General features: G+C 57.7%; 16 protein-coding genes. 7 read left to right on the top strand and 9 right to left on the bottom strand.

The features are described from left to right. Positions 1–13: 13 nt before the first annotated feature. Both BUB69_RS20540 and BUB69_RS20535 read right to left on the bottom strand, forming a co-directional pair. The gene (locus BUB69_RS20540; RefSeq protein WP_073169940.1) at positions 14–418 is read right to left on the bottom strand and encodes a DUF2251 domain-containing protein; all 405 of its coding nucleotides are present in this window, start codon (positions 416–418) and stop codon (positions 14–16) included. A 342-nt stretch (positions 419–760) separates the two neighbouring features. Next, entirely contained in the window at positions 761–1,810 is a 1,050-nt protein-coding gene (locus BUB69_RS20535; RefSeq protein ID WP_073169938.1) for a LacI family DNA-binding transcriptional regulator, read from the bottom strand. Between the two features lie 233 nt (positions 1,811–2,043). Between BUB69_RS20535 and BUB69_RS20530 the strand changes: the two genes are divergently transcribed. Next, positions 2,044–2,496, top strand: a complete 453-nt coding sequence (locus BUB69_RS20530) for a sugar phosphate isomerase/epimerase family protein (protein WP_342744062.1) — start codon at positions 2,044–2,046, stop codon at positions 2,494–2,496. Positions 2,497–2,593: 97 nt separating this feature from the next. Here the strand turns inward: BUB69_RS20530 and BUB69_RS20525 are convergent, their stop codons facing one another. The 3 genes from BUB69_RS20525 to BUB69_RS20515 all read right to left on the bottom strand — a co-directional run bounded on the left by BUB69_RS20525 (position 2,594) and on the right by BUB69_RS20515 (position 6,243). Further along, positions 2,594–3,613 carry a hypothetical protein gene (locus BUB69_RS20525; protein WP_073169936.1) on the bottom strand — a complete coding sequence of 340 codons (1,020 nt, stop codon included), beginning with the start codon at positions 3,611–3,613 and terminating at the stop codon, positions 2,594–2,596. Between the two features lie 528 nt (positions 3,614–4,141). Next, complete coding sequence (locus BUB69_RS20520; protein WP_073169934.1) at positions 4,142–4,531, bottom strand: lysozyme inhibitor LprI family protein; 390 nt, start codon at positions 4,529–4,531, stop codon at positions 4,142–4,144. Between the two features lie 101 nt (positions 4,532–4,632). Next, the gene (locus BUB69_RS20515; protein WP_073170079.1) at positions 4,633–6,243 is read right to left on the bottom strand and encodes a hybrid sensor histidine kinase/response regulator; all 1,611 of its coding nucleotides are present in this window, start codon (positions 6,241–6,243) and stop codon (positions 4,633–4,635) included. Between the two features lie 253 nt (positions 6,244–6,496). On the opposite strand from BUB69_RS20515, the gene BUB69_RS20510 reads away from it, so the two are divergent. Further along, positions 6,497–8,635: a TonB-dependent receptor family protein gene (locus BUB69_RS20510; RefSeq protein WP_141121882.1), complete on the top strand. Its 2,139-nt coding sequence runs from the start codon at positions 6,497–6,499 to the stop codon at positions 8,633–8,635. 20 nt (positions 8,636–8,655) lie between these two features. Here the strand turns inward: BUB69_RS20510 and BUB69_RS20505 are convergent, their stop codons facing one another. Further along, positions 8,656–9,204, bottom strand: coding sequence for a cupin domain-containing protein (locus tag BUB69_RS20505; protein WP_073169930.1), 549 nt, complete (start codon positions 9,202–9,204; stop codon positions 8,656–8,658). Positions 9,205–9,305: 101 nt separating this feature from the next. Beyond that, positions 9,306–10,067: a gamma-glutamyl-gamma-aminobutyrate hydrolase family protein gene (locus tag BUB69_RS20500; protein WP_073169928.1), complete on the bottom strand. Its 762-nt coding sequence runs from the start codon at positions 10,065–10,067 to the stop codon at positions 9,306–9,308. Positions 10,068–10,195: 128 nt separating this feature from the next. On the opposite strand from BUB69_RS20500, the gene BUB69_RS20495 reads away from it, so the two are divergent. The 3 genes from BUB69_RS20495 (at position 10,196) to BUB69_RS20485 (ending at position 13,295) form a co-directional block, all read left to right on the top strand. Then, positions 10,196–11,074, top strand: a complete 879-nt coding sequence (locus BUB69_RS20495) for a LysR family transcriptional regulator (RefSeq protein WP_073169926.1) — start codon at positions 10,196–10,198, stop codon at positions 11,072–11,074. Positions 11,075–11,265: 191 nt separating this feature from the next. Continuing rightward, the gene (locus BUB69_RS20490) at positions 11,266–12,330 is read left to right on the top strand and encodes an aromatic ring-hydroxylating oxygenase subunit alpha (RefSeq protein ID WP_073169924.1); all 1,065 of its coding nucleotides are present in this window, start codon (positions 11,266–11,268) and stop codon (positions 12,328–12,330) included. A gap of 14 nt (positions 12,331–12,344) precedes the next feature. Then, a complete protein-coding gene (locus BUB69_RS20485; protein ID WP_073169923.1) occupies positions 12,345–13,295 on the top strand; it encodes a PDR/VanB family oxidoreductase in 951 nt (316 codons plus the stop codon). Here BUB69_RS20485 and BUB69_RS20480 read toward each other — a convergent pair whose 3' ends face one another. Both BUB69_RS20480 and BUB69_RS20475 read right to left on the bottom strand, forming a co-directional pair. Then, positions 13,296–14,006, bottom strand: coding sequence for a GntR family transcriptional regulator (locus BUB69_RS20480; RefSeq protein ID WP_073169921.1), 711 nt, complete (start codon positions 14,004–14,006; stop codon positions 13,296–13,298). A 118-nt stretch (positions 14,007–14,124) separates the two neighbouring features. Continuing rightward, entirely contained in the window at positions 14,125–16,068 is a 1,944-nt protein-coding gene (locus BUB69_RS20475) for a putative bifunctional diguanylate cyclase/phosphodiesterase (RefSeq protein WP_073169919.1), read from the bottom strand. A gap of 333 nt (positions 16,069–16,401) precedes the next feature. On the opposite strand from BUB69_RS20475, the gene BUB69_RS20470 reads away from it, so the two are divergent. Further along, on the top strand, positions 16,402–17,406 hold the full coding sequence (locus BUB69_RS20470) for a nucleoside hydrolase (protein WP_073169917.1): 1,005 nt from the start codon (positions 16,402–16,404) through the stop codon (positions 17,404–17,406). A gap of 116 nt (positions 17,407–17,522) precedes the next feature. Continuing rightward, a complete protein-coding gene (locus BUB69_RS20465) occupies positions 17,523–19,286 on the top strand; it encodes a S8/S53 family peptidase (protein WP_073169915.1) in 1,764 nt (587 codons plus the stop codon). Positions 19,287–19,292 lie beyond the last annotated feature (6 nt).

The following is a 19,292-nucleotide window of genomic DNA, read 5'->3' as shown; positions in this document are numbered from 1 at the left end:
GACGGCTCTGCGGTCAGGCAAACAACTTGAGCGCGTTATCGTCCCAGTCGTGCCCTTTGGCCGACCAGCTTTTACCGGCCGGTGACGGACACCCTGTGCGGCAATAGCCTTGCCGGGCCTGGAAATCGAACACCGCATGAGGCTGATCGTTGATTAACAGAACCGCCTTGGTATGGTCCATGGACCAGCCGATCCTGACGTTCGATGGCTTGTCGCGATCAATGACGTCTGCCACGTTGTAGATATGCAGCGCATCCTGAATCGGATTTTCCTCACCCTTTGGGACAAGTGCGTAAAAGTACCCGGTGATTTCATCATCTTCGAATACGACGACAAAGTTGCCTTCCTGGGCCGGGGCTTCCACAACAAGCGCCTGTCCTACGTTCAATGTCTGATCAGCGGCCAGATAGATGGGCATGACTGCACTCCTTAAGTCTTAAAGGTTGTAATGAACACCGCATTGTCACTGTATATCCTTGTCGAACCTATCCGGATAAGGAAGCGCAAGCTGAAGGGCATTTCCGAAAAACAGCGTTTACACTATCCTTCCCCCCATAGCATCATAAAAATTACTGATAACTCAACTAAACAGTCATTTAGTTTAGTTATATATTCAGCAGTCCATGGGCATTTAGCGCTATACCCTCCGCGTGCCTACGAAGACCCTCGTTAAAGAAATCGCTGATCGCATTTGACCGGATGAAACAGCGGCGGCAGCCCCTGCCCCTTCCCTGTCCCACAAGCTCACAGCACCCCATGTTCAAACGCTCTCGACAACGTCTGTCTGTAATGACAGCAAAACCCGACCTGGTGGCATTGCCGTACCGACAGCCTCGACCAGCATTTGCGTCGCCCGTCTGGCAAGCGTTTCTACCGGATGCGACAGCACGGCCTGCACCAGTCCGGTCTGTAGCGCGTCGCGAGTCAGGTTCGTGACGTCATGGCACACCACTGTTGGCAAACGTACGCGACGATTGCGCAACTCCTCCAACGCACTGATGACACCTTCTATACCGCCTCCCGCCACATAAAGCCCCGCGAGATCCGGGCACGCAGTCAGCAGATCCAGCGTGTTACCCCGTGCAAACTCTTCGTCCTCCAGCGTCAGGCGCGAAGCCAATAGCTCCCAGTCGCCAGCTGATTCGGCCATGTAGCTCTGGAAACTCAGCTCGCACAGTTCTTGACACTGGAACCGCTGGCTTCCGACCATCACGGCCACAGGACCAGGACGCTCAGCCAGCCGACTGATGAACCAACCCGCCACCCGCCCCATTCGGCGACTGTCTACCCCCACGAAACCAGCGCCTGCATGGCTTCCCAGTTCAGAAATCATCGCAAGCACCGGAACGCCGCGGCGGCCAAGCTCGGCGACTGCGTCTTGTACCTCAAGATGGTCGGCGGCCACGATGCCCAGTGCATCAACATCCTGACCCAGCGCAACAATGCGCTGAGCCACGACTCGCGGGTTCAAATCATCCAGATAACCGATCATCACCCGAACGCGGGCAGCGGTGCTGACGGCCGCGGCATCCGCCAACGCCTGCGCCAGGCCTTGATAGAACGCTATGCCACTTTTCTGCAGTAAAAACCCCAGTCGTACCGTAGGACGGCTGTGTTGCAGGCGCTGCTCAATGACGCTACGAGCATGAAAGCCAAGGCGTTGCGCTGCGGCTGAAATGCGCTGGGCCGTGTCGACGCGTACGGTGGCGCGCAGATTGAGCACACGATCAACTGTTGACAGGCTGACCCCGGCTTCTCGCGCAACATCCACCATGGTCGGGCGGCGTAAGTCGCCTTTGTGCTCTGACATGTAATGAAAGCCCCTCGCACATTGATGAAAGGTTTTGACAGTTTTCTTGATCGAACTATAGCAGCGACACACGTACCGACCTAGGATCCGGAAGCGGGTTATCAGCACCCTCCTCTAATTCGAAAACAACCAGTGCCGATGTGCGTTGGCTGCAACGCTGCGCGAAGCCTGCACGTCAGTACGGACTGCTCAAGGTTTATCCCCCTGGAGAACAACAATGAAAATAGCGCTGGATCCCTATCGAGCCTCACCCTGAAGATTGGTGCGAGACCTTGCAACCGGCGTTGGACATGCTGAAAAACATCGGTTCCAACAATGTCAGGTTTCTTTACTGTGCGCCTCACACGTTCTTCTTTGGCGATGACATGGCGAAGATGATTGCCGAGGCAGGCCCCATGATCGCTCATGTTCATGTCGCCGATACCTGGAACCACAAAGCGTCTTCGGGGTTACGCTACATCGTTAATCCACCGGGCGCCAAAGTGACCGTGCATCAGCACATGGACATGTATCAGGGAGAAATCGATTGGGACGTGTTCTTTTCGTCTCTGGCCAAGGTTGGCTTCGACGGCATTGTGACCGCATGCGTGTTCGGCTGGGAAGAACGCGCCGATCAGTCTGGGGCATTCATGCGGCATGAGATCCAGAGCTACGTCGACAAATACTGGCCGCACAGATCCATGTGATGAGGTCATCTTGTCCCGCAAGGTTGTCGTTTTAAAACGTAAAAAAAGGGGGACGATAGACGTCCCCCCTCTTCAATCGATCAGCCAAACGACGTAATTACACCGCTGAAACGATTTTCGCAGGTGGCTGAGTACGACGACCCAGTACGCCTGCACCGGCAGCAACCAGACCCGAGATCACCAGCGTAATCAGCAGAATCCATGCGCCTTGCGATACGCGCTTGGCAGCCACTTCAGCCGCTTCACGGGCTTTCTGTTCAGCTTGAGCTTTCAGCTCCTGATACTTGGCGTAAGCCTGACGGTAGCTAGCCTGTGCCTGATCAACGATCTGGTTGGCTTCAGCATCCGTCTTGTTGCCGCGCGCCTTGATCAGATTGACCAGTGCCTGGCGATCAGCCGCATCCCAAGCCTGGTCACCCTTGGCCTTGATGCGATCCATCAGACCGCCCAATTGCTCATCTGCCTGTTGTGGGTTTTGAGCGCTGCGCTCAGCCGTATTCTGCGCATCTTGCTGGGTCGCCTGAGCTTCCTGCTTGATAGCGTCCGGGTTCAGCTCGGCTTTGCCGGTCTGACGCATGGCCTTTTCGATTTCACCCTGAATATCATTCAGGTTGAAGTCGATACCCTGATCGCGAAGCTGGTCCTGGATCTTGCCGCCCAGTGCCGGAGCAACCTGAGCGATGCCGCTGCCCAAAGCCGACATGCCGCTCCCCGCCAGATTCAAGCCACCACGCACCACGCCAGTGACAGCACTGCTCACCAGGTACACAGTGATCAGCGAGACGCTTGCCCATACCAACAGACCATGGAAAGCGCCTTCACGCTGGGCCAGACGACCTGCGGCCCAGCCACCCACGAACAGCGAGATGACCGAACTGACTACAACCCAGATGCCAGCACCTGTGCCAATGCCTGACATGGGATTGGCTTCTTGCATCGGATCGATACTGGCAGTGCCGATGGCCGTGCCCAACAAACTCAACAATAAGGAAACAACCATGGCCAGTACCACACCGGCCAGAATCGCACTCCAGGATATACGTTTCAGCAAAGGTGCCGTGGCATGAGTGTCATGATAGACAGGGGTGCCTGGAGCGATACGGTCATCGCGAATCATAGTGGTAGTCCTTCGAGTCAGTGGCAGAACACGCTAAAGTATTTGGCGTACGCTTTAATGACCCAAAGGCAATTCAAGAAGTTTAATATTTTTTATAGGTTTTTTTGCAGAGTAATTACTCTACGAATAACAGTTACTGATAACGGAACGTAACGGCTCAGGCACGTTCCAACGGCCCCCTGATGGCAGGCGCGCCACGTTATATGAGAGCGTTTCTATAGATGAGAATCAGGTTGTCTGATGTCCGTTATTGCAACACAGCGCAAAAAAACGTTATATAAACGCCTTACGGTCATTGAAGATTACTGGACACTGCAGGCATAAGCTGCTGTGACCCAGACAGTTCAAAAGATCAGGGCACAACGCTTAAACAGAACGTTTCGCTTTTAAACACCTGAGGGTCTTTTCTCTAACAGTTCACTGACCTTCAGCGACCGATCAAGCGTGAATACCAACATCCACGTCTAACAGGGATAACAGGCGACGCCATTCGGTGATCGGGCTGATCACCGAATGTCATCAGCAGCCTTATTCGGCCAGCTTACTTGCCTCGCACCCGGTCGAACTGCACTCACGCTGACGTTCCTTCAGGAAATCGGAACGATTCTGAGTCATGGTGACGGCGCAATCGAGGTTGACAAAGTACCCGTTATTTTCCTCACGGCTGCACTTGGCGTCGCGATCCTTTATCCAGCTCAGCTGTGATTTCTTGAGCGTGTTCTGCTGATCCGCCGGCAGTTGTTTACGCAGGTCGGAATAAGTCTGATTCAGTGATTTGTCAGCCTGGGAAAACAGGTTGCCTGCACAGTAGACAGTGTCAAACGCATTGCGAGGATTACCACAACCGGCAGCCTGCACACTCGTAACAGTCACGGCAGTGGTGGCAAGCACGGCAAAACAGATCAGCGACTTCTTCATTTTCGTTCTTCCTGAAAGACGGGTTCTTGCACACGATAACGGCAAGCGCGCCAGTATAGAGACAAATACGGGCGCTCTGGAATCACCTCGATGGTGGAAGATCAGGCAACGCCGTTAGGCCCGTCCAGAACTTGCCGCACCTTCCTGGCCAAGTCATGGGGCATGCAGGGCTTGGAGACCACATCGAACTCGGATCCGCCGATGTCGGTTCGCTCGATCGAACTCTCGGCATAGCCTGTCGTAAGAAGTACTTTTATCTTGGGATAACGGCGTTTCACTTCACGCGCCAGCATGACGCCGTTCATACCGCCGGGCATGATCAGATCAGTGAACAACAAATCGTAGGTGGCGCCGGACTCGAATTTTTTCAACGCTTCACGTGCGTTGAGCACGATGTCTGAGGTGTAGCCATAATCGTCCAGCACCATCTTCGCCAGCTCGGCGACATCCGGCCGGTCCTCAACGATGAGAATCCTCTCGCTGGAGCCTAAACGTTGCCGCTGCTCCAGCGCCTGGCTCGATTCGCTGTGGGTAATCGTGGCCTCATCGACAGGGAAATACAGACGCAATGTCGTGCCGACACCCTCTTCGGTGTATATACGCGCTGCGCCACCGGATTGCTTGGCAAAGCCATATACCATGGACAGGCCCAATCCCGACCCCTTGCCCTCCTCCTTTGTTGTGAAGAACGGGTCCATAACCCGGTCACGAATGCTGGCGGGCATACCGATCCCGTTATCGGTCACGGCGATGCTGACATAGCGGCCAGGCAGCAGACCGTCATAAGACATGTTGGCCAGTTCATCGACCACCAGGTTACGTGTCTCGATGAACACCTTGGGTTCAGGTCTGCCGATCAGGGCATCACGCGCGTTGATAAAAATGTTCAACAGCGCGACCTCAGCCTGGGTCGGATCGATTCGGCAATTCTTGAGCGCAGGATCCAGGTCTGTCTCGATCACCACTTCAGGACCAAAGGTTCGCTCGATCAAGGGTTCAGTGGTAGAAATCAGACCATTGAGATTGAGCACCCGCCCGTGCAGCTTTTGCTTGCGGGCGAACGCAAGCAGTTGCTTGGTCAAAGTACTGGCGCGTTCTACAGCCGATTTGGCGTGGTGAACGCTGCGCTGTACCCGAGACACGTCGATCGAAGGTTTTTCGGCGGCGCTGCCTATCAAGTCGATATAACCGCCCATGACCTGCAGCAGGTTGTTGAAGTCGTGGGCAATACCGCCGGTCAATTGCCCGAGGGCCTCCATCTTCTGCGCCTGACGCAATGCATCTTCAGCATCCCGGCGTCGGCTGATATCCAGTTGCGAGGCAAAGAAATACACCAGATCGCCGGCATCGTTATAAACGGGCGATATAAACAATGCATTCCAGAACGATGAACCATCCTTGCGATAGTTGAGGATTTCGGTCGAGATGTCGACACGATCCCGAATCGCGTTGCGAATGGTCTCGACCACCGCAGGATCTGTGTCCGGACCTTGCAAGAAGCGACAGTTCGATCCGACGATTTCATCGGAACGATACCCGGTCATCTCCAGAAATGCTTTGTTGGCAAAAATGATGGGGTTATCGTGGGTGTTGGGATCGGTCACTATCATCGGCATGCGCGTCGTTTCTACGGCCGCGAAAAAAATGTCTTTCCCTTTATGGGAAATGCTTCCAGTCGCCGTATTGTCGACACGGGTTTTGTTTTCCGACACGCCATGACTCCCAGAATAATGTCCGCGTTGATGCACGCTCATCTGACTACGACTTCCCTACCGTGGAAAGGGTTCTGAGCGCTGGTTAAAAAACATGATTATATTCATATGAATGGCAGACATGTGTCACGAAGTGACGCGCCAGCCATATCCAGCATCGAACCCTCTTTCCCCTGAACACGCACGGCCTGGCCGCTGCGATGGCCGTTTTCCTGCCTAGTGCGTGACGGCCCCGGCCAAGAGGCTTTTGCACGTGCGACACCTATCACCTCTCCCCCTTTCTGCGTTGGTGCCACTGCTTGCGCTTGCCAGCGTCAACCAGGTCCGTGCCGATCAGACCGTGAACCTGTCCAGCATCGAAGTGGATGGCAGCTCGATTGAGCGCCCTTCCGCTATCGCCCGCGAGGCTTCGCACAACGTGCCAGGCGCTACCAACGTGGTTGACATGACTCGGGTTGATCAAGGGCGGGTCGCCACCAACGAAGATGTTTTCCGCTACCAGGCAGGCATCTACGCCAAAGCAGCCAACAACGAAGGGGCCAAGATCTCCATTCGAGGTTCCGGGTTGAACCGAGCGCCAGGCGCACACGCATCGGGCTTGTTTGAAATGCTGGACGGACTGCCGCTGACAGGTCCAGGCGGGACACCTTACGAGCTCAAGGAGCCGTTGTGGCTTAGCCATGTCGAGGTCCGACGTGGTGCGAATGGCTTTGAGCTGGGGTCATTGGCGTTGGGTGGCGCAGTCAATTACGTGAGCCACACCGGTACCGACGCACCGCGCTTGCAGGTGCGCTATGAGGCCGGGAGCCATGGCTACGGCAAACGACAGATCAGCTCCGGTGACGTACTCGGCGATCTGGATTACTACGTTGCGCTGACCGAATCGAACTATGACGGTTTTCAAGACCAGAGCGCAGGTGGCAGCAAGGGCATGACGGCTAATGTCGGCTACCGCTTCAGTCCCGATCTTGAAACCCGTTTTTTCTTCCGCTATCGCGAAACCGATAATGATTCCCCCGGCAGACTGACACGGGATCAGATCCGTCACGACCCACGTGCAGCCAACGCTCTCAACACCGCCCGTGACTCCAAACGTCTGCAACCGGGCAGCACATGGCTGGGCAACAAGACGACGATTTATCTGGATGACAGCTCACGAATCGAAACCGGGCTGGTTTATCACGACTACCCCATGGACCTGCGCGAAGGCACCAATCGGCTGAAAGTGGCCTATACCGACATCAGCGGTACGCTGAACTACATTCGCCAGGACGTGCTGCTCGGCCATCAGAGCAACACCACAGTCGGCCTGCGCACCACCAAAGGTCTGCCAAACAACGGCGCTTCGGAATTCGTGCGCATCCCCGCCGGTAACACGGCCAGTTATGCGCCAGGGACACGAACCCGTGACTACAGCTACCTGGGTTCGGACAGTGTCTTGCAACTGAGCAATGACCTGGAACTGGTTCCGGATCTCTGGCTGACCACAGGTCTCGCCGCGATCTTTACCCGACGTGAAACAGAAGTCACCTACCCCGCCACGCAGGAAGCGGTCAGCACCCACGACTGGGATTACGCCTCGCGCCTGGGCCTGCGCTACGACTTTACGCCGCAGTTGCAGGTGTACGGCAACCTGAGCCGCTCGGTTGAGCCACCTCACGCCTGGTCGATGATCTGGGGCTCGAACCGGTTTTTCCCCGCTGGAAGCGGCCCGGCGACGGGGCTACAACGTGTTGGCGTGAAACTTGATAACCAGACCGCGACTACTCTGGAACTCGGAGGGCGCGGCCAGGGATGGATGGGTAACTGGGAGTTGGGGTGGTATTACTCACAGGTCAGGCATGAGCTGTTGAGTGTGGAAACCCAGGCTGCGAGTGCAACCACGTCGCAGGTCATCGCCGAATCCAACGCCAGCCCCACGGTCCATACCGGCATCGAACTGAGCCTCGAAAGCCTGCTCTGGCAAGGCGACGCGGCGGGCAAACTGGATGTGCGCCAGGCGTACACTTTCAGTGACTTTCATTACCGCGACGATGAACGGTTTGGCGATAACGCCCTGCCAGGCATCCCAAGGCATTACTACCAGGCGGAGCTGCGTTACAGCCACCCCACGGGCTTTTACGCTGGATTGAACACCGAGCATGCGTCGAGCGTCGCGGTGGATTACGCCAACTCGTTCTACGCCGATCAGTACACGCTGCTGGGCGCTACGTTTGGCTACGCCTCGCCTAATGATGACTGGCAAACGTGGCTGGACCTGCGCAATCTGACCCATCGGCGTTACGCCAGTACGGTCACACCGGGCTATGACGACAACGGCCGGGACGTGGCACGTTCGACGCCCGGGGACGGCGTGGGCGTCTATGCGGGAGTGTCCTGGAGTCTGCGCTAAGGTGCAGTGGGCGAGTGTGATCAAAAGTTGGCAGGAGTGTTGGCGCTGATGATTTCGGCTTCATCCTGACCGATGTTGCGGAAACGATGCGGCAAGGTGGTGGGGATATAGTAGCCATCGCCGGGGCCGAGGATATTGACTTGACCGTCTATGGTCAGTTCGACCGTACCGCGCGTGACCAGACCGCACTCCTCCCCTTCGCTGTGCACGATAGGCTCCTCACCCGAGTCGGCACCCGGTGCGTACTGCTCGCGCAGGAAACGCATCTGTCGGCTGGGTAATGTGGCGCCGACCAACAGCAGGCGCACGCCATTTCGGCCCAGATCGGGCTGGTCGCCGGCACGGAACACGTACTGCTCCCGACCGGGCGGCTGATCAAAGGTGAAGAAGTCCGCGAGGGACATGGGAATGCCTTCCAGCAACTTCTTCAGCGAGCTGATTGAGGGACTGACACGGTTCTGTTCAATCAGAGAAATCGTGGCATTGGTCACACCACTGCGTCTGGCAAGTTCGCGTTGCGACAGCTTATAGCTTTCACGCACCAGCTTGAGTCGTGCTCCCGTATCCATTAGTGGCCTTATGCGAAAAATATCCGGTGGAGATCAGGCCGGGCGTCTTGAACCGCCCGTTGCCATGGAGCCGGATATTAAATCACGTTTGTCCCTACAGCTCAGTAGTTGATCGCCGCTCGCTCCCGGGCATATATCTGGCAGGCGTCGCGGAACGCTTCGAACATACGCAGGGAAACGGGGTTATCTCTGAAGGCCCACTCTGGATGCCACTGTACGCCCAGCACGAAACCCGACGAACCCGGCATCGAAACAGCTTCCACCAGACCGTCGGGGGCCAGCGCCTCAGCGCGCAAGTCCGACGCCAGTCGATCGATACCCTGGCTGTGAAGACTGTTGACTGCAAAGCCAGGCGCAAGTCCCAACGCGTCGAGCACCCCGCCCGGCTGCACCGACACGTCATGCTGCGGTAGATATTGCTCGGCGACTACCTCGCTCTGCGGCTCGCGATGATCCAGATAACCCGGCAGATCCTGAACGCGCTGATGCAGACTGCCGCCTAACGCCACATTGAGTTCCTGGAAGCCTCGGCAGATGCACAGCACCGGCACCCCTTGCGCGATGGCGGCCCTCAGCAACGGCAGCGTGTTGCGATCACGGAACACATCATGCGCGGTGCCCTCGGCGCTGGGTGTGCCGTTGTAGTGGTGGGGTTCGACATTGGACGGCGAGCCGGTGAACAGCAGGCCATCCAGTTGCTCAAGCAACCGGCCCGGTTCGATCGGCACATCCAGTGCGGGCAGGATGACTGGGATACCCGCGAACCCTGCCGCCTCAACATACTTGTCACCTGCCGTATGCGAGGAGTATTTGCCCAGTTGCTGGCGACACGCGGTCACGCCAATCAGAGGAAGTCGAGACATGATTCAGCCCTGCCCTATAAAGATGAGCGCCGGGCTGCCTCAAAAGGCGGCTTCCCAGCGCAATTGAAACCAGTCTAGGATAGTCGGCTACGCAATCTACATGGGCATTCAGGCAAAGGAACTGTGCAATGACGCAATACGAGGTCAGTTACTCAGATCTATCGCTGGTGCTTGCACTGGTTAGGGGACGTACCCTGGCGCGCGCCGCGGAATTGCTCGATGTCGACATTTCCACAGCGTTTCGCTCCATCAAACGACTTGAGTCAGCGCTGGGCGTCGCCTTGTTCGAGAAGAACCGGCGCGGCTACATACCAACCGATACCGCTACCGCGATGGCCGAACAGGCTGAACGCGCCGAACTTGCTCTGAACGCTGCGCGAATTGCCTTGCAGCAAGGCGAAAACGTGGTAAGCGGCACCGTACGGCTCACCTGTACAGACGCCGTGTTGCACGACCTTCTACTGCCCGCCCTCGCCCGTTTCATGCCGAACTATCCGGCGCTGACCCTGGAACTGGCGACGTCCAATTCGTTCGCCAACCTCAGCCGTCGCGACGCCGACATTGCGTTGCGCCTGACCAATACACCCCCCGAGCACCTGGTGGGCCGACGTATCGGCGCGGCTGACTATATTATTTGCGGTTTGCCCGGTTTTCGCGATGCACTCCACGCAGCACCAACCTCGGTCCCGTGGATCAGTCCCGACGAATCGATGCCTGACCACACGTCCGTGACCTGGCGCCGTCAGGCGTTCCCGGACGTTGTGCCCCGTTACCGCTGCAGCAGCATGTCTGCGGTATCGCAACTGGTCAGTGCTGGACTCGGTGTCGCCGCGTTGACCGATTTCACCGCTCGGGCGCTCGCCGGCGTTGAACGCCTTAGCGGTCCGCTCGACGGTTGCAGTACCGACTTGTGGCTGCTCACCCGCCCGGACTGCCGCGCCCTGCGCTCTGTGCAGACCCTGCTCGACGAACTCGCCCCCTTGTTGCGCGATGCCCTACACCCCTGAACCGCATGGACAGCATCCGTATAGTCGGCAACCCGATCTGCCAAATCCCCGGCTCAATGGATCCATTAAATAATAGTTAATAAATTTAATCATTTTATTTTGCCCACTCTTGTGGCATTAATATCTCCAGCCACACATCTGGCAAGCCCTGATGGATCCATAAAAACAACATCGAGTCGTGGAGAACCCTCATGCACCCGAAAAACACCTGGTACGTCGCCTGTTCAGCGGATGAAGTGACTGACAAACCGCTCGGCAGGCAAATCTGCAACGAGAAGATGGTCTTCTTCCGCGATCAGAACCAGCAGATCGTGGCGCTCGAGGACTTCTGCCCGCACCGTGGTGCCCCGCTTTCTCTGGGGTATGTCGAAAACGGACAATTGGTGTGCGGTTATCACGGACTGGTGATGGGCGGCGATGGCAAGACCGCCGCCATGCCCGGCCAGCGAGTACGGGGGTTTCCGTGCAACAAGACCTTTGCCGCGGTCGAACGCTACGGGTTCATCTGGGTGTGGCCAGGCGAGCAGGAAAAAGCTGACCCGGCGTTGATCCACCATCTGGAATGGGCCGTCAGTGACGAGTGGGCCTATGGCGGAGGCCTGTTCCACATTCAGTGCGACTACCGCCTGATGATCGACAACCTGATGGACCTTACCCACGAAACCTACGTCCATGCCTCCAGCATCGGTCAGAAGGAAATCGACGAGGCGCCACCCGTGACCACGGTCGAGGGCGAGGAAGTCATTACCGCGCGGCACATGGAAAACATCATGCCTCCGCCGTTCTGGAAAATGGCACTTCGCGGCAACAACCTGGCCGACGATGTACCCGTGGACCGCTGGCAGATCTGCCGTTTCACACCGCCCAGCCACGTATTGATCGAAGTCGGCGTCGCCCACGCCGGCAAGGGCGGTTACCACGCGCCACACGAATTCAAAGCCTCAAGCATCGTGGTCGACTTCATCACACCGGAGACCGATACCTCTATCTGGTACTTCTGGGGCATGGCACGCAATTTCAATCCTAAGGATGAAGCACTGACGGCCAGCATTCGCGAGGGCCAGGGCAAGATCTTCACGGAGGATCTGGAAATGCTCGAGCGCCAACAACTGAACCTGCTTCAGCACCCGCATCGCAACCTGCTCAAGCTCAACATCGACGCCGGTGGCGTGCAGTCACGCAAGATTCTGGAGCGCTTGATCGCCAGCGAACAGGCAGCGGCCGCCAGCCAGATTCCCGTGGCCAACCTGAAGTGAATCCGAGGTGCGACATGATCGACGTGACTGTGTTATCGCGTACTGACGAAGCGCTGGACATCTGCAGCTATGAACTGGTGCGAACGGATGGCGGTCTGTTGCCGCCCTTTACAGCAGGCGCGCACATCGATGTGCATGTGCCCAATGGCCTGATCCGACAGTACTCACTGTGCAACCCGCCCAACGAGCGTCATCGCTACCTGATCGGTGTGCTTAACGATCCCGCCTCGCGAGGCGGCTCGCGCAGCTTGCATGAACAGATCCATCCTGGCGCCCACTTGCGCATCAGCGAACCGCGAAACCTGTTTGCGCTCGCCGAACACGCCAGCCGTACCCTGCTGTTTGGGGGTGGTATTGGCATTACGCCGATCCTTTGCATGGCCGAGCATCTGGCGCAACATGGCCAGCCTTTCGAGTTGCACTACTGTGCCCGCTCGGCTGACCGTGCAGCCTTTACCCAACGCTTGCATCAATCGGCGTTTGCCGACAAGGTCCGTCTGCACTTCGATGATCGCCCGGAAACCCGGCTGGACGCGCAGGCGATTCTGGCCAGTCCCGACGCGAGCGCACAGGTCTATGTCTGCGGGCCCAACGGTTTCATGCAGCACATCCTCGACAGCGCGCGCACTCAGGGCTGGCAAGATGATCAACTGCATCGCGAGTACTTCACCGCCGCCCCGGTGGATACCAGCAGCGATGGCAGTTTTTCGGTCGAAATTGGCAGCACAGGGCAAGTGTTCAACGTTCCGGCTGACAAGACAGTCGCTCAAGTGCTGGAAAGCAATGGCATCGACATACCGCTGTCATGCGAACAAGGCGTGTGTGGCACCTGCCTGACGCGGGTCTTGAAAGGCGTGCCCGATCACCGGGACCTGTTTCTGACCGAAGCCGAGCAAGTGCTCAACGATCAGTTCACGCCCTGCTGCTCCCGATCAAAAACGCCACTGTTGGTGCTCGATATCTGATTAATCAGAACGCTGAATGACCTTCATGCGCTCATGAACGCCACCACCGAAAATTTCGGCGTAACGCAGCGTCGCATTGGCGTGCTCGCGCATGATGGCTTCGGCTCGCGCACCCTGACCGTTGACCAGCGCATCCACCACCGCGTGATGCTGCATGTGGGCGAAGTTGAAACGCCGGAATTCACGCACCAGATCGTGCCGATCCACTGCCAGTGCGCTAACCGAAGCAAACGGCAGATGATCGTTGCGCGCCAGTGCATCGGCAATGGCCGGGTTGCCGCTGCCTTCGACAATGACTCTATGCAGGCGCATGTTCAGGTCGTGATAGACCTCAAGGTCATCCTCGGTCACAAAGCCTTTGACGAACAGGGCATCCCCCTGAATCAGGCAGGCTTGCAGCTCATCCCTGGCTTGCTGGCTGATCCCGATTTCAGCCATCTGCCGCGCAGCCAGTCCCTCTAACACCCCGCGCACCTCAACCGCTCCTGCGATCTCATGCGCACTGATCGAGCGCACCTGAAACCCGCGCCCACCGAAAGGCACCAGAAGCCCTTCCTGCTCAAGCGTGCGAAACGCCATGCGTACCGGCATGCGCGAAACGCCGAATCGCTCGGCAGTAGGCACTTCCATCAACCGCTCTCCGGCCGCCAGCTCACCTGAAGCGATCATTTTTCGCAGCGCTACAAGGACGGTCTGGCCGGGTTTGCTCATGGACGGGGTTCCGCAGAATGGACGGGCGCATGATAACAGCCCTGAGAGCGATCGTTTCCTGCGCTCCTACCACTCTGACAAGGATCGATCCTTACTGCGGCGCGCTGACACCAAAGGCTCACCCGAAACTGCGTTCTTCATCCGGTATTTCGAGCCATTTCAGCGTGTCTTCAAAACTGATCGGGGGGCTGTAGAAGTAGCCTTGGACCAGCGTGCAGCCCAAGGTTTCCAGAGCGGTGAGTTCTTCTTGTGTCTCAACGCCTTCGATGACGCACCCCAGCGACATGTCCATGCTCAAGGCCACAAGCGATTTCACAATTTTGTAGCTCGCCGGGTTGTCATGCACACCGGTCACGAAGCTGCGATCAATCTTGAGCTTGGTCAACGCCAGGGCATGCAACTGGCTCAGGCTTGAAAAGCCCGTGCCAAAGTCGTCCAGCGAGATGCCACAACCCAACTGGCGAAACTGCGCCACAGCTTGCTGTACCTGAGCGATATCCTGCATCACGGCCGTCTCGGTGATCTCAAGGTCCAGTCGCGCGGCATCAAAACCGCTGTTCTCGATGATCCCGACGATCAGATTGACGCTCTCGCAGGTCGCGAAATCATGGGCCGACAGGTTGAATGCCAGCCTGATGTGAGTCGGCCAGGAAAGCGCTTTCTGCAACGCATGGGTCAGCAGGGGTGCCGTCAGCTTGTTGATCATGCCAATACGCTCGGCAATCGGGATGAACCGAGCTGGCGATACCGGCCCCAGTTCAGGACTGTTCCAGCGAGCGAGCGCTTCAAACGCGACCGTCTCACGACTGCAGCTTTCCATGATCGGCTGAAACAGCACGTAGAACTCGGTTTCGAGGTTGGCGCGCCGCAATGCCTGTTCCGTCACACCATCGGCATGCAACTGCTCGCGGTGCGCGGTCGAGAACAGACAGGTCGTACCAGGGTTGTGGTTTTTGCCCTGATAGAGCGCGTAGTCAGCGTATTCAAACAATTGTGTCGCGTTGTCGGCGGTCGCCGGGTATGTCGCGATGCCGAACGTGGCGCCGATCTGAATCGGCATGTCCAGCAACTGGAAGTTGTCATGCATCTGATCGCACAGGCGCTTGCCCAGCGCCAGCAAGGCGTCATTGCTGATATCGCCCTTGATGACCAGGGCAAACTCGTCGCCACCCAGCCGCGACACGTGCACCGTATCGCTCGCCGCCGCCCTCAAACGCTCAGCCACCATGATCAGTAACTGATCGCCCGTGCGATGACCGTACAGGTCATTGACCGGCTTGAAACCGTCCAGGTCCAGCACCCCGACCGCAAGCCCCGTGCCCTGCTCCAGCGCTTCACTCATGGCCAGGTCCAGCGTCTGGAAGAACTGACGGCGGTTGGGCAGTCCGGTCAGGCTGTCCTGGTTGGCCAGCAACAGGTTCTCGTTGCTTAGCCGCTCCGTCTTTACCTGAACGTTCACCAGGCTCTTGAAGTCGCGGTACTGATAGCGAAGGATCACCAGCATGCCGATCGACACCAGCACGATGTTAACCGCCGTGGCGATGAAGATCATGTTATGGGTCGAGGCGAAGAACACCACGAAAGCCGCATTCACCACCACCGCTGTCGTCAACGCTGCGGGCTGCAGGTGCATCATGCAGAAAATGCACACGATCACAGTGATGCCCATGAAAAAGGCCACATGCGCCTGTGCATAGGCATCGCCATAGGGATACAGCGCCAGTGACCACCCGGCAAACGCTGCCGCAATGATGCCAGCCAGGCCGTTGGTGCTGCGCAAGGTGGCCAGAATGATGGATTCGGACGGGATTTTGTTGACCGTGCGCAACCACATTCGTGCACGAATCCCGCACACCAGCGTCAACAGCGCGGGGACCAGCAGGGTCAACCACAGCGGCGCGGTACGGTGAGTGAACGCGAGCGCCCAAGTGTTCACCAACAGCACGAAGTACATCAACGGCAGTTGACGCGACAAGGCGACGTATTGGGCCTGAAGCAGCCTCGGATTATGAGCGGGCACCGACATCAAGGTACGCAGCGTACCCAACAGTTTTTTCAGCATCGCAAGGCTTCTCTGTTACCACAGTCAAAGCACACGTGGCTTGCTGCAAATCATGCGGGCCGGGCAACGTGCGGCTCGCTTGTCAGGCTCTCGGCCATTGGCGCTGTTTCTTTAATACAAACCTTATTCCTGACCGTTTTTTTAAATCGCCTCATGTGCAACTTAACCGCAGGCCAGTGCCTCGACGGATACCGGAAGCTGTTGTATATATCAACTGCTTTTAAACCCATGGCCGATTGAACCAAACGACTGAAATACACTCGCCGCACAACTTTTCTACGCCCCTTATCGTTAAAACCTTGACGCCCACGCCTCAGCACACGGAGAAGTAACATGAACCGGAAAGTTATCATTGACACCGATATGGGCTGGGACGATGTACTGTCCATCGCGTACCTGATGAAAAGGCCGGACATCGACATTATCGGCATCACGGTCACCGGCTGTGGCGAAACGGATCTGGGCTGGGGCGTGATCATTGCCCAGCATTTGCTGGGCATCGGTAACCGGCTCAACACAATCGTCGCCCGCGGCACCGATACACCACTGGTGCATGACTACCGGTTCCCACAGGACTTCAAGAACGATATGAATGACATCATGGGGCTGTTGGGTTCGTTGAACCCTGCGCAATTACCCGCGTTGTCAGAGGCCAGCGCATGGACGTTTCTGTTTGAAACAATCAAGAACAGCCAGGACCCGATCACGATTCTGTCGCTGGGCGGTTTTACCCATATCGCAAAGATGCTGTCGCTGAGTACCGGCCCGGACGACTTCGCCAGGCTCGAAGGCATTTACGCCATGGCAGGCGCAGTGTATGTAGACGGCAACGTCGCGGGCTTAAACAACGCGCAAGCGATCTGGGATCAGGGGCCTGCCTATAGCAGCAACTATTATGCAGAGTGGAATGTATTCGTGGACGCCGTGGCCGCCAACCTTGTATTTGACTCCGCGCTGCCGCTCACGCTGGTGCCGTTGGACGTATGCAATCAAGTGGTGCTCGACCCGTCCTATTCGAAGCTGATCACCGCTACCGATCCTGTGGCGACACTTGTGCGTGAAGTGCTGGAGATCAAGTCTGGCAGCCATGCCGAAGGCAATGTGCCAGTTCCGATTTTCGACCCGTTGGCGACCCTGCTGATGGCGGGTGGTATTAGCGCCACCAAGACCAATGCCGAGTACCTGGCGGTCGATACGGTCAGTTCCGAACACGACAACCACTGCGGACAGACGTTGGTAAAAGACAGCGGCTCACGGCGTATCGCCTTCGTCACGGGCGTTTCACAAACCGCTTTTGCCACGAACTTCGCCCAGGTCGTCAATCGTCCACTGAATTGACACCGCACGCTGTGCCCACGCGCCCTGCTCGGGCACAGACTTGACCCGGCCCCCCTGAACCATGTGAGACGCAAAGCAGTCAGAAGGCTACTTCACGCTTTGCTCGGGATTTACGCATGCTCAGTCGCACCCTGCTGGTTGCCGCCACGCTCACCTGCTCATCACTGGCCTGTGCCGACGACTCGCTGCGCATCGAGCGCCTGCAACGCTGTGATAACCTGCTCGATAGACAGCAGCAGACGTTCTGCCTGAGCGCAGAAGGTATGGGCAGTGGTCCGGTCGAGATCAAACTGGGCGGCAAAACCGTTCCAGAGTCGGCTATCCAGCGCGATGGCCAGCGTCTGCGAGTGCAACTCGACTACGCGGGCTGGCCAAGCGGTCCGCTCTGGTTGAAACAGTCCGGCAACAGCAGCAATGCAGTGTGGCTGAGCATGGCCGGCAATCATGTAGTGGCCGCAACGCCAGATGAAGTCGCAAAAAACATGGACGGGCTGACCACCTACGTCAACCTGATCAGCCTGATCATCGAAGAACGCTTCAACGGGCGTGAAGAAGCGCAGAGAATCGCGCAGAAATTCGGTGCAACGGTGGTCGGCTCGATTGCCCCGCTCAACACCTGGCAGTTGCGTCTGCCGGCCAGGAACCTGGTGGAGCGCGACGCCATGGTGCTGCGCATGGGGAGCGAGGTCAGTGTCGACGCCGTGGTGATTGAAGAGTCCCAGGCCGAAGCCGCTGAAAACGAGGCACCACCGTCGGACGGCAAGCAAGAGAAACCTACACGTGAGCAATGGACCGCCAACCGCTTCATGGACGCGGTCAACTATTACCAGCGCAGGATTCCCGGCAAGGCTTCGCCCATCACGCCGGTTCCGATCCGCATCGGCATCATCGAACGCAACGTAGACTTCGACAGCCCGGACTTCGCCGACTACCGAGGCGACTGCCACAGCGGTGCGCCACGCACCTGCGTGTTCGCCAGAGACGCCCGCAGACCCGATGGGCACGGCACCACCGTGACCGGCATTCTGGCGGCCAATACTGCCGGAGGCGGCAACACCGGTTTTCTCAAATCGCTGGATGGCGCCAGTCAGGGCTTCGATGTGATCGTGGAGCGCAACTCCGACGCTGGCATCACGGCCAACGTCGCGGCTTCGGTCAATCTGGTCGAGGACGGCGTCAGGGTGCTGAACTGGAGCTGGGGCATTCACCGCATCGGCGCCAAGAACATTGAGGGTGACGAGGTCGACTCTCTCATCCGTTCGGGGCTTGCAATGTCCGGCTATGAAGAACTGCTGGAAGAGTTCTTCCTCTGGCTGCGTGAGAAACACCCCGACGTCATGGTGGTGAACTCGGCCGGCAACGGTTCGTCCTTTTCCAGTACTGACGAATACCGCCTGCCCTCCTCGTTCATCACCGACCAGTTGCTGGTGGTGGGCGGCCATCAGCGCACCGAACGCGATGATGTCGCCGTGGATGACCCGGCTTACGTTGAAAAGCGCGCATCTTCCAACGTCGACATGCGGGTCGACATCATGGCGTCGGCCTGCACGCGCGCCTCGACCGCCAAGGCTGGCGAACAAGGTGCTGTGCATTGCGGCACCTCGTATGCCACGCCAATGGTCACCGGCATGGTCGCAGCCATGCTGTCAATCAACCCCCGCCTTACGCCCGAGCAGATCCGTATGTTGCTGCGCCGCAGCGCCATGACCATCGGCAGCAACTATGACTTCGAACCGGTAGGCGCCGACGACCTGACTGCCCCGATCCTGCCCTCGGAGCGTGAATTCAAACTGCATGACAAGGACGTGGGGCGCTCGGCGCGCCTGGACATGCAAAAGGCCCTGGACCTTTCGGTACAGAGCCTTGATCGGGTGCGCTGAGTAACG

The organism is Pseudomonas asturiensis (assembly GCF_900143095.1).
GTDB classification, from domain to species: Bacteria; Pseudomonadota; Gammaproteobacteria; order Pseudomonadales; family Pseudomonadaceae; genus Aquipseudomonas; species Aquipseudomonas asturiensis.
Note: the sequence above shows the minus strand (reverse complement) of the source record. Positions and strands in the feature narration are given on the sequence as shown.

What these genes read in the sequence shown, in the direction of transcription:
- BUB69_RS20540 (WP_073169940.1), bottom strand. Translation starts at nt 418, where the DNA reads ATGCCCATCTATCTGGCCGCTGATCAGACATTGAACGTAGGACAGGCG.
- BUB69_RS20535 (WP_073169938.1), bottom strand. Translation starts at nt 1,810, where the DNA reads ATGTCAGAGCACAAAGGCGACTTACGCCGCCCGACCATGGTGGATGTT.
- BUB69_RS20525 (WP_073169936.1), bottom strand. Translation starts at nt 3,613, where the DNA reads ATGATTCGCGATGACCGTATCGCTCCAGGCACCCCTGTCTATCATGAC.
- BUB69_RS20520 (WP_073169934.1), bottom strand. Translation starts at nt 4,531, where the DNA reads ATGAAGAAGTCGCTGATCTGTTTTGCCGTGCTTGCCACCACTGCCGTG.
- BUB69_RS20505 (WP_073169930.1), bottom strand. Translation starts at nt 9,204, where the DNA reads ATGGATACGGGAGCACGACTCAAGCTGGTGCGTGAAAGCTATAAGCTG.
- BUB69_RS20500 (WP_073169928.1), bottom strand. Translation starts at nt 10,067, where the DNA reads ATGTCTCGACTTCCTCTGATTGGCGTGACCGCGTGTCGCCAGCAACTG.
- BUB69_RS20495 (WP_073169926.1), top strand. Translation starts at nt 10,196, where the DNA reads ATGACGCAATACGAGGTCAGTTACTCAGATCTATCGCTGGTGCTTGCA.
- BUB69_RS20490 (WP_073169924.1), top strand. Translation starts at nt 11,266, where the DNA reads ATGCACCCGAAAAACACCTGGTACGTCGCCTGTTCAGCGGATGAAGTG.
- BUB69_RS20485 (WP_073169923.1), top strand. Translation starts at nt 12,345, where the DNA reads ATGATCGACGTGACTGTGTTATCGCGTACTGACGAAGCGCTGGACATC.
- BUB69_RS20480 (WP_073169921.1), bottom strand. Translation starts at nt 14,006, where the DNA reads ATGAGCAAACCCGGCCAGACCGTCCTTGTAGCGCTGCGAAAAATGATC.
- BUB69_RS20475 (WP_073169919.1), bottom strand. Translation starts at nt 16,068, where the DNA reads ATGCTGAAAAAACTGTTGGGTACGCTGCGTACCTTGATGTCGGTGCCC.
- BUB69_RS20470 (WP_073169917.1), top strand. Translation starts at nt 16,402, where the DNA reads ATGAACCGGAAAGTTATCATTGACACCGATATGGGCTGGGACGATGTA.
- BUB69_RS20465 (WP_073169915.1), top strand. Translation starts at nt 17,523, where the DNA reads ATGCTCAGTCGCACCCTGCTGGTTGCCGCCACGCTCACCTGCTCATCA.